This is a genomic window from Natronobacterium texcoconense (genome assembly GCF_900104065.1).
Classification (GTDB): domain Archaea; phylum Halobacteriota; class Halobacteria; order Halobacteriales; family Natrialbaceae; genus Natronobacterium; species Natronobacterium texcoconense.
In genome coordinates, this window is sequence record NZ_FNLC01000001.1 from 1,126,977 (window position 1) to 1,140,083 (window position 13,107).

Annotated in this window: 13 protein-coding genes; 7 read left to right on the forward strand and 6 right to left on the reverse strand. The window is 62.3% G+C overall.

The features are described from left to right. Positions 1-380: 380 nt before the first annotated feature. Positions 381-2,093: a formate--tetrahydrofolate ligase gene (locus BLR35_RS05670; RefSeq protein ID WP_090378624.1), complete on the forward strand. Its 1,713-nt coding sequence runs from the start codon at positions 381-383 to the stop codon at positions 2,091-2,093. Between the two features lie 12 nt (positions 2,094-2,105). On the opposite strand, the gene BLR35_RS05675 is transcribed toward BLR35_RS05670, so the two are convergent. Beyond that, positions 2,106-2,663 carry a hypothetical protein gene (locus BLR35_RS05675; protein WP_090378627.1) on the reverse strand — a complete coding sequence of 186 codons (558 nt, stop codon included), beginning with the start codon at positions 2,661-2,663 and terminating at the stop codon, positions 2,106-2,108. Positions 2,664-2,813: 150 nt separating this feature from the next. On the opposite strand from BLR35_RS05675, the gene fdhF reads away from it, so the two are divergent. Then, positions 2,814-4,994: a formate dehydrogenase subunit alpha gene (fdhF, locus tag BLR35_RS05680; RefSeq protein WP_090378630.1), complete on the forward strand. Its 2,181-nt coding sequence runs from the start codon at positions 2,814-2,816 to the stop codon at positions 4,992-4,994. Between the two features lie 9 nt (positions 4,995-5,003). Here the strand turns inward: fdhF and BLR35_RS05685 are convergent, their stop codons facing one another. Both BLR35_RS05685 and BLR35_RS05690 read right to left on the reverse strand, forming a co-directional pair. Further along, positions 5,004-6,860: a BCCT family transporter gene (locus BLR35_RS05685; RefSeq protein ID WP_090378632.1), complete on the reverse strand. Its 1,857-nt coding sequence runs from the start codon at positions 6,858-6,860 to the stop codon at positions 5,004-5,006. Positions 6,861-7,110: 250 nt separating this feature from the next. Continuing rightward, positions 7,111-8,331, reverse strand: coding sequence for an NAD-binding protein (locus BLR35_RS05690; protein WP_090378634.1), 1,221 nt, complete (start codon positions 8,329-8,331; stop codon positions 7,111-7,113). Between the two features lie 146 nt (positions 8,332-8,477). Here BLR35_RS05690 and BLR35_RS05695 point away from each other — a divergent pair, with 146 nt between their 5' ends. From BLR35_RS05695 to BLR35_RS05705, 5 genes are all read left to right on the forward strand, one after another. Continuing rightward, entirely contained in the window at positions 8,478-8,903 is a 426-nt protein-coding gene (locus tag BLR35_RS05695; RefSeq protein WP_090378637.1) for a universal stress protein, read from the forward strand. A 126-nt stretch (positions 8,904-9,029) separates the two neighbouring features. Continuing rightward, positions 9,030-9,320 carry a hypothetical protein gene (locus BLR35_RS05700; protein ID WP_090378640.1) on the forward strand — a complete coding sequence of 97 codons (291 nt, stop codon included), beginning with the start codon at positions 9,030-9,032 and terminating at the stop codon, positions 9,318-9,320. A 33-nt stretch (positions 9,321-9,353) separates the two neighbouring features. Then, entirely contained in the window at positions 9,354-9,524 is a 171-nt protein-coding gene (locus BLR35_RS20575; RefSeq protein ID WP_170830972.1) for a hypothetical protein, read from the forward strand. A 36-nt stretch (positions 9,525-9,560) separates the two neighbouring features. Beyond that, the gene (locus BLR35_RS20580) at positions 9,561-9,716 is read left to right on the forward strand and encodes a hypothetical protein (RefSeq protein WP_170830973.1); all 156 of its coding nucleotides are present in this window, start codon (positions 9,561-9,563) and stop codon (positions 9,714-9,716) included. Positions 9,717-9,777: 61 nt separating this feature from the next. Then, positions 9,778-10,203, forward strand: coding sequence for a universal stress protein (locus tag BLR35_RS05705; RefSeq protein WP_090379714.1), 426 nt, complete (start codon positions 9,778-9,780; stop codon positions 10,201-10,203). A 225-nt stretch (positions 10,204-10,428) separates the two neighbouring features. Here BLR35_RS05705 and BLR35_RS05710 read toward each other — a convergent pair whose 3' ends face one another. From BLR35_RS05710 to BLR35_RS21090, 3 genes are all read right to left on the reverse strand, one after another. Then, entirely contained in the window at positions 10,429-12,228 is a 1,800-nt protein-coding gene (locus BLR35_RS05710; RefSeq protein ID WP_090378643.1) for a BCCT family transporter, read from the reverse strand. 257 nt (positions 12,229-12,485) lie between these two features. Beyond that, entirely contained in the window at positions 12,486-12,791 is a 306-nt protein-coding gene (locus BLR35_RS05715) for a hypothetical protein (protein WP_090378644.1), read from the reverse strand. A gap of 59 nt (positions 12,792-12,850) precedes the next feature. Then, entirely contained in the window at positions 12,851-12,982 is a 132-nt protein-coding gene (locus BLR35_RS21090; RefSeq protein WP_280139354.1) for a hypothetical protein, read from the reverse strand. Positions 12,983-13,107: the final 125 nt, after the last annotated feature.

A 13,107-nucleotide genomic window follows, 5' to 3' on the forward strand; every position in this document is an offset into this window, starting at 1 on the left:
CTGTCCACAGTCGCTGTCCGTACAGTGTCATCTTCGTTGCTAGTGACCATCCCACACGCTATTAAATGGACGTATATCTGACACGCAAGTTACGTGACGAGGGAGGGAATCGTGGGACTCGAGTGTGGCAACGACGGCGCGATCGGTCGGCTGATCCGTCGTGGACCCACTCGAGCGACGAGCAAGGTCCACGGAGCCAGTGTTCGACGGACCGGATGGATCAGCCGGCGACCCACTCCACAAACTATCTGATGCATGATGTATTTTGGTCTCGAGCGAGTTGCTGGACGCGGTCGACGGCGGGCAGATTCCAACCTCGTCGTATCCGGAACGCTATGGGTGCGTCAACACTTATGAAGCGATCGAGAAAAGGTACCGATATGAGTACAGACGAGGACGAATCGATACCGTCGGACTACGAGATCGCACAGTCAGTAACCACGAACCACATCACCGACGTCGTCGAACCGTACGGCCTCGATGCGGACGACCTACAGTTGCTCGGCGAGGAGAAGGCGAAAGTCGAACTCGAGGCGATCGAACGGCTCCGGGAGGAGGGCGACCCGAAGGGCAAAACGATCCTCGTCACCGGGATGACGCCGACGCCGCTGGGCGAGGGGAAGACAGTGACGACGGTCGGGCTCGGGCAGGCGATGAACCAGCTCGGAGAGGACGCACTCGTCGCGATTCGCGAACCGTCGCTCGGGCCCGTCTTCGGCGTCAAGGGCGGGGCGGCGGGCGGCGGCTACTCCCAGGTGCTCCCAATGGAGGACATCAACCTCCACTTCACGGGCGACCTGCACGCGCTGACGTCGGCGCACAACCTCATTGCGACGATGCTGGACAACCACATCAAGCAGGGGAACGACCGCGACGTCGCGGTCAACTGGGTCAACTGGCCGCGTGCGATCGACATGAACGATCGCGTCCTCCGCGAGACGGTCGTCGGACTGGGTGGCGACGTGACCGGCATCCCCCGCGAGGACGGGTTCATCCTGACCGCTGCCTCGGAGCTGATGGCCGTCCTCTGTCTCGCCGACGGGATAGAGGACCTCAAAGAACGCATCGCGCGGATCATCGTCGCCTACGACGAGGACGGCGACCCGGTCACGGTCGACGATCTCGGCGCGACCGACGCCGCCGCAATCCTCCTGAAAGACGCCCTGAAACCCAACGTCGTCCAGACGATCGAAGGGACGCCGGCGTTCGTCCACGGCGGCCCGTTCGCCAACATCGCTCACGGAACCAACTCGCTGATCGCCGACGAGGTCGCGGCCCACCTCTCGGAGTACCTCGTCACCGAGGCCGGCTTCGGTTCGGACCTGGGCGCCGAGAAGTTCATGAACATCGTCTCCCGCTTCGGCGACGTCGAACCCGACGCCGTCGCGCTCGTCGCCTCCGTCCGCGCGCTGAAGTACCACGGCCAGGACATGTGGCCGCCGGACGTCGACGCACTCGAGGAAGAAGACGTCGACGCCGTCTACGACGGCCTCGAGAACCTGGAGAAACACGTCCGGAACCTCGAGAAGTTCGGCGTCCCGGTCGTCGTCGCGGTCAACCGCTTCCCGCAGGACACCGACGACGAGATCGAGGCAGTCGTCGAACACTGTGAAGAAGAACTCGGCGTGCCGGCCGCGGAGTCGACCGTCTTCGCCGACGGCGGCGAGGGCGGGATCGAACTCGCCGAACACCTCGTCGAGGCCGCCGACGCCGAGTCGGAGTTCGAGCCGCTGTACGACCTCGAGGCACCGATCGGGGAGAAGATCGAGACCGTCGCGACCGAGATCTACGGCGCCGACGGCGTCGAGTTCCACGGCGACGCCGAGGACGACATCGAACGGCTCACGGAACTGGGCTTCGACGACGTCCCGATCTGTATCTCGAAGACGTTTCACTCGCTGAGCGACGATTCGAGCGAGAAGGGCGTCCCCGAGGACTGGACGCTCGAGGTAAACGAGATTTACCCGTCGGCAGGGGCGGGTTTCCTCGTGGTGTTGACCGCCGACGTGCTCACGTTACCGGGGCTCCCCGCGGAGCCGGCGGCCGAAAACATGGAACTGCACTCCGACGGGAGTATTTCGGGGCTCTTCTGAGCGAGCGGTCTTCTATTCGCTCGTTTCGACCTGCCACAGCGCTCGGTACAGCGTCTGCAGGTTGCAATCACATCGGCCGACGACGTCCCGACACGTCTCGAGGTATCGCTCGTACGCCGCCGGAGACGGCTCTTCCGGGTAGGGCTCCTCGAGTTCGCCACACGCCTGCAGCGCCGCCCACTCCCGGTCGCTCAGCACCAGATAGCGGTCGGGGTCGAGAAACTGCAGGAACGCCGTCGCGACAGAGACATCGACGCCGGACAGCGCCGTCAGCGCCTCGAGTTTCGCCCCGGTCTCGTCGGCCGCGACCGCGTCGTCGATCGCGTCGTGGACGTCCTCGTACTCGTTGTCGCCGAAGGCCGCCTCCCTGCGACGGCGAGCGGCGTTGTCGTAGTCGAGGCGTCGCCGGTAGTACCACTGGACGACCCACTCGAGGTCGCGCCAGCCGTAGTCCCCGCGCGCGAGCGTCGCGGGCATGATCTCGAGATGTTCGGCCTCGACGGTCGCGAACGGATTGTCGTCGGCGTACTCGTAGGCGAGCGCGTCGACGGTGTCGGCGGTGAGTTCCATCCTGCCCGTGGGATACGGAAGCCGGCTGTGTGAACGTTTCCCTCTCGGAGCCTCGAGGCTGCAGGGCGGCGACGGCACCGGAGAAACTTTGATTGCCGTCGGCCGAGACGATACGGTATACCATGACCAGCACTCACACAGGTGATCCCGATGTCGACTGACGACCCCGATTCCGGACCGACGAAGACGATCTGTCCGTACTGTGGCGTCGGCTGTGGCATCCAGGTCAAGCAGGGGGAGGAGCCGGGTGACGTCCAGTTCATGCCGTGGGGCGACGCGCCGGTAAACGAGGGGCGGATCTGCATCAAGGGCGGCGCGGCGACGGAGGTCGTCGACCACGAGGACCGGCTCACCGACCCGCTGATCAAAGAAGACGGCGAGTTCCGCGAAGCCAGCTGGGAGGAGGCCTACGACATGGTCGTCGAGGAACTCGAGCGCATCCGCGAGGAATATCGCCCGGACGCGATGGGCTTTTTCGGCTCCTCGAAGACGATGAACGAGGAGAACTACCTCCTCCAGAAGATCGCTCGGCGGTACGGTACCAACAACGTCGACAACTGTACGCGGATGTGTCACGCCTCGACGGTCTGGGCGCTGCGGACGGGCCTGGGCGCGGGCGCGATGACCAACAGCATGGCCGACCTCGAAGAGGAGTGTGACCTGTTCTGGATCCAGGGTGCGAACCCTGGCGAACAGCATCCGATCGCGAACAGCCAGTACTTCCGCCAGGCCGTCCTCGAGGGTGCGACGGTGATCCAGGTCGACCCACACGCGAACAAGACGACACGTTCCTTCCAGATCGACGAGACGGATCGTCACCAGCACCTCCAGTTGAATCCTGGTACCGACATCCCGCTGCTGAACATCGTCCTCAAGACGATCCTCGACCACCACGAGGAACACCCGGAGGACGGCTGGATCGACGAGGAGTTCGTCGAGGCCCGCACCGAGGGGTTCGAGGATCTGAAAGAGACCCTCGAGGACTTCGACAAGGAGGCCGCCGCCGAGGAGTGCGGGCTCGACCTGGAGGCGATCGAACTGGCCGCAGAGAAGTACGCGAAAGCGGACAACGCCGCCATCTTCACCGGGATGGGGATGAGTCAGCACGCCTGTGGCGTCGACAACGTCCAAAACGAGATCAACCTCGCGTTGATCACGGGGAATCTCGGCCGACCGGGAACTGGCGTCAACCCGCTCCGGGGGCAGAACAACGTCCAGGGGACCTGTGACGTCGGCGCGATGCCGAACGTCCTCCCGGGCTATCAACTCGTGGACGACGACGAGGCCCGCACCCGCGTCGAAGATGTCTGGGGCTTCGAGGTGCCCGACGAACCGGGCCTGACGAACGTCGAGGTCTCCCACCAGTTCGGCGAGTCGGTCCACGGCCTCTACGTCATGGGCGAGAACCCCGTCATGTCCGAACCGGACGCCAACAGCGTCGCCGAGCGCATCCAGGAACTCGAGTTCATGGTAGTTCAGGACATCTTCATGACGGAGACGGCGAAGTACGCCGACGTCGTCCTGCCGGCGACGACCTGGGCCGAACGCGACGGTACCGTCACCAACACCGACCGGCGCGTCCAGCGGATGCGCGGCGTGGATAAGGTTCACGAGAACACGAAACACGACCTCGAGATCCTCTCCGAAGTTGGCTCCCGACTGTTTGGCGGCGAGGAGCCACGCTCCTCGGAGAGCCGGACGGAGTCCGGCGGAAAGTTCGACTTCGACGAGCCCGAGGAAGTGTTCGAGGAACTCCGCGAGGTCTGTCCGATCTACCACGGCATGACCTACGACAACCTCGGCGAGGAGGGACTGCACTGGCCCTGCTACCAGCCCGGCGACGAGGGCGACCCGTTCCTCTACGAACACGAGTTCGACACCGAGAGCGGCAAGGGCCACATCGAGGGCGTCACCCACCAGCCGCCGAAGGAGACGCCGGACGACGAGTATCCGCTGATCCTGACGACCGCGCGCCTCGAGGAACACTACAACACGGGGACGATGAGCCGTCGCTCGCCGACGCTGAACCGGCAGACGCCGGAGAACTTCGTCGACGTCCACCCGAACGACGCCGAACAGTACGGTATCGAGGACGGCCAGGACGTCGTCCTCAAGTCTCGGCGCGGCGAGATCACCGTCGAGGCACAGGTCACCGAGGACATCAAGGAAGGCGTCGTCTGGACGACCCCACACTTCGCGGCTGCCTCCGCAAACAGGCTGACGAACGACGTCCTCGACGAGCGAGCGAAGATCCCCGAGTACAAGGCCGCAGCCGCAGAGATCGAGGTCGGCCTCGAGCCGGCCGATTCGGAGGCGGCGGCCGACGACTGAGTCGTTCGATTACCGCTCGTCGTTCTCTCTCTTTTCGGGCAGTCTCGAGCGGATGGCGCCGACGACCGAACGGTGTCCGCGTTCGCGATCGCGGAGCGTTCCGACGAGACCGACGAGCGCGATTAGGGCGAGGAGTGCGAAGGGAGCGCCGGTTAACACGGCCATCGCCTGCAGGAGTTCGGCGCTGTCGGTGACGAGTACCGAGATGGCGACGATACCCTGGAAGATGCCCCAGAAGAGGATCGCACCGGTGGTCGGGGCGAACTCGTGTCTGGTCGCAAGTACTGCTACGACGAGCGTCGACGTATCGGCGGAGGTCGCCATGAAGACGACGATCAGCGCCAGGAAGACGAACACGAGCAACTGGCCGATCGCGAACGCCTCGAAGACCGGAAAGCCCGCGACGGCTTCGGACCGACCGTGGGCTTCGATCGCCGCGAGCGCGTCGACGGTACTCGTCTGCTGGAGGTGAAGGGAGGTAGCGCCGAGCAGGAGAAACCAGACGATCGTCGCCAGCGACGTTGCGACGAATCCCGTCAGGACGACCGTTCGAATGCGTCGTCCCCGGGAAAGCGCCGCCAGAAAGAGGCCAGCGAACGGTGCCCAGGAGAACCACCACGCCCAGTTCCAGATCGTCCAGTCGGCGACCCAGGCGTCGGCGACCAGTCCGTTCCCGAGGTGAAGACTCATCGGAACGGCGTGTCTCGCGTAGCTTTCGACCGCCTGCACACTGCTTTCCACCACGACGGTTCGTGGCGCGACGGCGAAAAACAGCGCAGCGAACAGGCCGAACAACACGACGTTGACGCCGGCGATCCGTCTGATCCCCCGGTGGACGCCGCTCTGTGCCGAAACGACGAAGACGAACGTCAATCCGGCGACGAACAGGACCGATCCCACGACGTCGAACCCGACGCCCCACTGGAAGTCGATCCCCGTGAGAAACTGGTCGCCGACGAGTGCGATCGACGTCGCGATGCCGCCGATCGTCGCGAAGACGGCGAGCAGATCGACGAGTCGGCACCAGAGCGAATCGAGGTTGTCGACGCCGAGAAACGGCGTCAGTATCGTCGACACTCGAAGCGGTGCGCCCTGCTGGTAGACGTAGTAAGCGATCGGAACACCGACGGCGATGTAGACGCTCCAGGCCCAGAATCCCCAGTGAAACAGCGCGTAGGTCAACGCCGCTTTCGCTGCCTCCTCGGAGGAGGGCTCGACCGCGAAGTACGACGGCGGCGTTTCGTAGTGAAACAACGCTTCCGCCGGCCCCCAGAAGACGATTCCGGCGGCGATACCGGCCGTGAAGAACATCGTGAAGTAGACCGGATATGTGTACGCCGGTTCGGTGTCCGACCCACCGAGTTTCACCGACCCCCACGGCCCGGCCAGCAGCGCCAGACAGAACACCACTGCGAGCAGCACGATCCCGGAAAACAGCCAGCCTGCGTACGTCGTGACGGCGGCCTGTGCAGCACTAACGATCGTGATCGTCGCCGACGGAACCAGCAACTGCCCGACGAAAAAGAGTCCGAACGCGACGACCGGAACGCCGAACGTAATCGGATCCTGCCGGGCGAGAAACCCCTCGAGAACGTCGCCGACCTCGAGTCGGCGGACACGAAGCAGGTAGTCCGAATCGAACGCTCGCTCGCGCTCGTCGCTTGCGGTCGGCAACACTGCGAGGTAGCTCAGGGCGGAGGCGAAGAACACGAGCGAGATAGTGAGCCAGGCCCGGCCGGATATCGTCTCGCCGACGAGTTCGGGGAAGAAAAACCCCGAGACGACGACGATTCCCGAGAGGACACAGAGCGGAGCCAGCAGCTTCCGGAGCATCCGTTCGGCCGTGCTGACGCCCTCGATGTCCATGTCGGCAGGTCAACAGCGGGTCCTAAATCAATTCCCCACCACCGATAGCGGTATTCCGGTTCGGGGTGGTCAGGAGTCGACTTCGTGTTCGATCGTCGCGGAACACGTCCTGTCCGTATCTCGATAGAACGTAGTTCGATCCGTAGTGACCGTGGCGGTGACTCGGACGGACTGTTGAAAGTCAGCGACAACCCGACCGAAGAGCGGTTTGCAATCGCGCCGCGCCGGTACGTTGCTACAGCACTCCGTCTCACGTATCGTCCACGTCGTCGAACAGCGACTCGGCGGATTCGTTCGCGAGAATCGACCGCCCGAGAAGTCTGCCACCGATCGCCATCGGACTGATAACCTCGTCGGCGCCGACTTGCTCGAGTTTGCCGACGTGCTGGCGGTCGTTCGCCGCGGCGACGATACGGATCTCCGGATTCGCCGTCCGTGCGGCGAGGACGGCCAGGACGTCGTTGGCGTCGTCCCGCGTCGCGACGACGACGCCCGACGCGTCGTCGATCCTGGCGTCGTGCAACGTCTCTTCGTGGGTTGGATCGTCGGTGAGGACGTTTACCTCTCGTTCGTTCAGTTCGGCAGCGTCGTCGACGTCCCGTGTGACGACTACGACGTCGGCCTCCGTCTCGAGTTCGTCGAGTAACGATTCCGTGATGTCGCTGTGCCCGAGGACCAGGACGTGGTCCTCGAGGAGGGAGAGTTCTGATGGTGTCATGTTTCCGAACGCAGTAGCCATCCGTTTCTCGATCGCCGGAACGATCAGTGATCCGATCGCGACCGTGAACGCACCCGTCCCGAAGAGGATAACCGAGAGCGAGAACCACTTCGCTTCGGTCGTCAGCGGCGTAATGTCGCCGTAACCGACGGTTGCGATCGTAACGACGACGTAGTACACCGAGTCGCCCCAGGTCTCGAGTCCGGCGAACTGATCCTGCAGAGCGTAGGAGCCGACAGTACCGTACAGGACGACGCCAACGATCGAGGACAGCGACGCGATCTGGAGTGACGAAAGCTGGATCCGCTGGTCGAATGCGTCGCGGTTGACGAGCAACAGCGGGAGTGCGACGAGAATCGAGAGCAAGAGGGGGACGTCCGTCGGCCGGAGCGTCGTCAGCGGCAAAACCGTCACCAGCGGGAGTACAAGCAGCGTGAGATACCACGTCAATCGCTTGCGTCGTTGCAGGCCGATCACGAGCGCACCGAGGACGAACGCGAGCAAGACGCCGGTAAACTGTACGACCCCTGGCTCTCCAGGAATCAGGGCCGCCAGTGGCCCGTCGTAAGTCACGTCCGGCTGACTGAGATTCGAGAGCCCGGTCACGAACGTGAGGACGGCGACGAACCCGGTCAGTACGACCGCCGTTTTCGATCCGGAGAACTCCTGCCAGTGGACGAATCGGATCCGCTCGCTGTGGTAAAACAGCCGCTCGAGCGCCGGCTCCGATGGATCTGGTGTGTCGGCGGCCACCTGTGAACGTTACAGGCCGAACTATATAGTTGATGTCGGGCTCGTTGCCGTGTGCCGGTTTCGGGCTCTGGTGTGTCATGTGGTAACGAAAGTAAGGGTTATATGTTGGCCCGTCGATACTCACGACGAGCAGAGGACGAAGACACATGTACGACAACGTTCTGATCGCGACGGACGGGAGCGACGCGACCGAGGGGTGTGTCGACTACGCACTCGAGATTGCCGACCGTACGGACGCCAAGGTACACGCGCTGTACGTGGTCGAAACGAAGGCAACCTACATCCTGACCGTCGGCCTCTCGGACGACGAACTCGAGCGATACAGGGAGTACGGCCGCGAGACCGTAACCGAAATCGTTGAACAGGTCGCCGACCGTGGGCTCGAGGGGGACGGCGTGATCAAGACGGGACGGCCGTCAGAAAAGATCGTCGAGTACGCGAACGACAACGATATCGACGTTGTCGTCGTGGGAAAGCAAGGCCACGGTGCGGTCGACAGACACCTCGGGAGTACCGCGGAAAACGTCATGCGGATGGTCGACGATGCAGCCACGGTCGTCGTCGAGAATTGAGACGGTTTGCTGTGTTTACTTCTCGTCGACCGCCGTCTGATCCGTGTGTGACTCGTCGTCGTCGCGCCAGTCGTACTGACCAGCGACTATCGGATCGTTTATTCTCGTCCGATTCGTACCCCGGCTATGTCTCGTTCGGGCGTCTCACCTGGGCCGATCGCGGAACAACTGTTCGAGAACGGGTTCCGATCGGCGGCAATCGGCGGACTTTCGCTGATCGGCTATCTCCACTGGGTCGGCGCCTTATCGCTTCTCGAGCCAGTCACTGTCGTTCTCGTGGCGCTTTTGTTCCCGATCTATCTCGTATTCGTGTCGATGCTGCTGGCGGCGTGGCTGGGCTACGACAGAGACGAAACGAACCTCCAGCGGGTAGACGGCGAGGCCGTCGACGACCCGTGGGAGCAGTGGCCATGGTGAGGTCGGCTCGGCTGGACGGAGGGAGCTGACCGGATGGAGTGGAACCTGCGGACGTTCGTTCGGCTCTTCTTGCTCGTCGGTGGCGTCGCTCTTTTCGTTACCGGCGCAGTCGGTAGCGACACACTCGACGTGGTGCTCGGGGTCGTCGCAGCGACGCTCGGTGCGGTCGGGCTTCTATCGGAGTGGAACGATACTGCGAACTGACGATACGTATAAGACTCGTCGTCTCGTTTCCCCTACATGTCCAATCTCGTCGCGACCGGTGCCACGGTACTCGCAGTGGTATTTGTCGTCGGGAGTATCATGGCCCTCTCCGCGGGGAATTATTTCGTCGCTGGAACGCTGCTTACGTTCGTCGCGTTTGCGATCTATTTCCGGGAAATCAACGTGGAGTGACGGTCGTTGCTACCCAAACTATATGATCGAGTCGTTCGAATATTTTTGTGGGCTCACGGTCATGCTAGACAATATCCTGATCGCGACGGACGGGAGTGACAAGGTGTCAGTAGCGGTCGAACACGGACTCGATCTCGCGGAGGTGTTCGGTGCGACAGTACACGCGATTTACGTCGTCGAGACGGAAGCGGCGTACATCCTCACGGTCGGCGTAAGCGACGACGAGATGGAGGAGTATCGAGAGTTCGGCGAAGAGGTGGTCACCGACGTCGTCGAACGGGCCGAACAGCGAGGGCTGGACGGCGTCGGTGTGGTCAAAACCGGGAAGATCTCACAGGAAATCGTCGAATACGCCCACGAAAACGACATCGACAACGTAGTCGTCGCCGAACGAGGGCGCGGCACCATCGAAAAATACCTCGGCTCCAACGCCGAGAAAGTCGTCCGAATGTGCTCGAAACCCGTTACCGTCGTTCGGTCGCCGTAATACGTGGACAACCCGCTCGAGGAACCGTCGGCCACAGTGCTCTCGGTCGTCGAAAACCAGTTACGGTCGAGGTCTCGTACGGATCGGTGTCCGTCATTTTCGGTGCGACCGCAGGACGGATCGCGGACGCACCGGTACGGTATCATACGGTTTACTGTAAGTCATTTCCGGCGCAACCGCGACCCGTGCGGCGGTTGCGCCGGTAAATCGGTACAGCAATCCGTATCAGTCGCTGACGTCGACGTCGACAACCCTGTCGTCGCTCGTCCGGACTTCGGTCACGAGATCACCACGCTGTGTCGTCACGACGACGTCGTTGTCGTCCTCGAGTTCGTCGATCACTTCCGCGAACTCGTCGGACTCGAGGATCGCGTACTCCGTCTGTAGTCCCTTCAGCACGGCGTAAATCATGAACAGCAGAATTATAGCGAACGGAAGGCCGCTGGCGATGGCAGCGGCCTGGAGCGCCTCGACCGCGGCGTCGCCGCCAGCGACCAACAGCGCGGATGCGACGAGCCCTTCGGAGGCTGCCCAGAAGACGCGGCCGGTGGCCGGCGTCTCGTGTTTGCCGCCAGTACTGAGGTGCTCGAGGACGAGCGATCCCGAGTCCGAGGAGGTCACGAAGAAGGTCGTGACGAGAACGATCGCGAGCGCGGACAGAACGATCGTGCCGGGCATTAGATCGAACATCGCGAACATCGCGAGTTCTTCACCGACGTCGAACATGGGGCCGCTGATCGCACCTTCGGTGCCGTCGGCCAGTTCGAAGTTGAGCGCGGTGCCGCCCATCGCGGCGAACCAGGCAAACGAGAAGATGACGGGGATCAGGAGGACGCCGCCGACGAACTCACGGATGGTTCGGCCTTTCGAGATGCGTGCGATGAACATCCCGACGAACGGCGACCAGGAGATCCACCACGCCCAGTAGAAGACGGTCCAGTCGACCAGGAATCCGCCTTCACCCTCACCACCGGGGCCGTAGAACTCCGAGCCCTGGAAGTAGTGGTTGTCGAACGAGTTGCCGAAGAACGACAGTTCGAAGAAGTTGCCGATGTACGCGCCGATGCCCTGTGGGAGCGCGCCGAGGATGAAAAGCGTCGGTCCGAGGACGAACACCGATGCCAGGAGGATCATCATCAGCGTGAGGTTCAGGTTACTGAGCCGTCTGATCCCCTTGTCCAGACCGAGGTAGACCGAGATAACCGCGAGACCCGTGACGATCCCGATGATCGCGACGGCGACCCACGTGGCGTCCGGGACGGCGGGGAACGCGCCGACCTCGTCGCCGACGAACGTCAGGCCGGCGTTGATCTGTAACGCGCCGAGTCCGAGCGAGGTGACCAGTCCGAACAGCGTCGCGAAGATGGTGAAGATGTCGATGATGTGTCCCGGCCAGCCGTAGATTCGGTCACCGAGTACGGGGTAGAAGACCGAACGGAACGTCAGCGGGAGCCCGCGATTGTACGAGAAGAACGCGAGCCCGAGTGCGACCAGTGCGTAGATGGCCCACGGGTGAAAGCCCCAGTGGAACAGCGACACGGCCATCGCCACTTCGCCGGCACCTTCGGTTCCCGCCTCGGCACCGAGGTGTGGATCGAAGAGGTGGTAGACCGGTTCGGCGACTCCGAAGAACATGAGTCCGATACCCATGCCCGCGCTGAACAGCATCGCGATCCAGGAGATGTCGCTGAACTCCTTCTCGCCGTCGACGCCGCCGATCCGGATCATTCCGTACTTGCTGATGGCGAGATAGACCATGAAGATGATAAAGATGTTCGCGGCCAGGATGAACAGCCAGTCGAAGTAGTCTGAGACTGCGACTCGAGTGTCCTGGAAGACCGTTCCGGCTTGGTCCGGAAACGCGAGCGAGAGGACGACGAAGAGAACGATCAACCCGCCCGCGATGAGGAAGACGGGTGGATTGATGTCGAATCCGAACCCTTGCCAGTTGTTGTCGCCCGGTTCTCGATCCGTATCCGCGTGGAACAGCTGTTCCTGAATACTGTGTTTGCTTTTATCTGCCATGGTTTCCTTCCGTGTGAGTGTGTCCGTTCGATCCGTGGTTGGCCCCGTTTCGACACTCCATCGGTCAGTTCGACGTGCGGTTCTCTCGAACCACCCGACTGACCTCTATGGCAGCCTCCCATGTAAACATGTCACGAGCGACATGCGCTACCAATCACATTCCGTGGATTCCCTGCAACTCCGTATATAGTTTTGGTAAACTAACTGATTATTTTACCGGGAAGAGCGGTACGGATAGTCGCGTTCGACCACTACGCTCAAAATCGGGCGAAGAGAGAGCCGAGTCGAGATGGTGTCGCGAGAAACGAAACGACGAACGTCACGACGGCGAGACCGAACGAAATCGCGGTAATCCCGACGAGATACGGTCCAAACGCCGGCCAGACTGGTGTCGTAATCATAACCACAGTCATCGAACCGACGACGATCAACAACAACACCATCGAGACGCGAAGTCCCATCTGTCGAGGGTTGAACCCACAGTGAGGACATCCCTCTTCACCACCCTCGAGTTCGTACCCGCAGCGTTTGCAGTAGGGGACACCGCCGTCGAACGGGCGCATACGTCTACGTTACCACGAGCAGTCAAAAAGATAGGTCCCGAAACCGGTCGGAGGTCGCGTTATCGGCCCCGGCGGAACGCGCCGAGGAGTCGCCCGAGGAGGCCCGGTTCGTCGGACAAATTCGGCATCGCAGGCATGTAGTTGATGAATTCGTCATCCGTTCGATCGGTAGGGTCTGTTTCGGCACTCATTCAGTCCAACGTTTGAACCAGTGTGGGTTAAGAATTTCGAGAGGCTATTTACCAAATTCCACTCTACGGTGCCGAAAATCAGCCGGTGACCTGCGCATTCCTGACGACGTCCTCCACTCGAGCGC

Excerpts from the sequence above, each read along its gene's own strand:
- fdhF (WP_090378630.1), top strand. The coding sequence starts at position 2,814 with ATGTCGACTGACGACCCCGATTCCGGACCGACGAAGACGATCTGTCCG.
- BLR35_RS05670 (WP_090378624.1), top strand. The coding sequence starts at position 381 with ATGAGTACAGACGAGGACGAATCGATACCGTCGGACTACGAGATCGCA.
- BLR35_RS20580 (WP_170830973.1), top strand. The coding sequence starts at position 9,561 with ATGTCCAATCTCGTCGCGACCGGTGCCACGGTACTCGCAGTGGTATTT.
- BLR35_RS05710 (WP_090378643.1), bottom strand. The coding sequence starts at position 12,228 with ATGGCAGATAAAAGCAAACACAGTATTCAGGAACAGCTGTTCCACGCG.
- BLR35_RS20575 (WP_170830972.1), top strand. The coding sequence starts at position 9,354 with ATGGAGTGGAACCTGCGGACGTTCGTTCGGCTCTTCTTGCTCGTCGGT.
- BLR35_RS05715 (WP_090378644.1), bottom strand. The coding sequence starts at position 12,791 with ATGCGCCCGTTCGACGGCGGTGTCCCCTACTGCAAACGCTGCGGGTAC.
- BLR35_RS21090 (WP_280139354.1), bottom strand. The coding sequence starts at position 12,982 with ATGAGTGCCGAAACAGACCCTACCGATCGAACGGATGACGAATTCATC.
- BLR35_RS05700 (WP_090378640.1), top strand. The coding sequence starts at position 9,030 with ATGTCTCGTTCGGGCGTCTCACCTGGGCCGATCGCGGAACAACTGTTC.
- BLR35_RS05685 (WP_090378632.1), bottom strand. The coding sequence starts at position 6,860 with ATGGACATCGAGGGCGTCAGCACGGCCGAACGGATGCTCCGGAAGCTG.
- BLR35_RS05705 (WP_090379714.1), top strand. The coding sequence starts at position 9,778 with ATGCTAGACAATATCCTGATCGCGACGGACGGGAGTGACAAGGTGTCA.
- BLR35_RS05675 (WP_090378627.1), bottom strand. The coding sequence starts at position 2,663 with ATGGAACTCACCGCCGACACCGTCGACGCGCTCGCCTACGAGTACGCC.
- BLR35_RS05695 (WP_090378637.1), top strand. The coding sequence starts at position 8,478 with ATGTACGACAACGTTCTGATCGCGACGGACGGGAGCGACGCGACCGAG.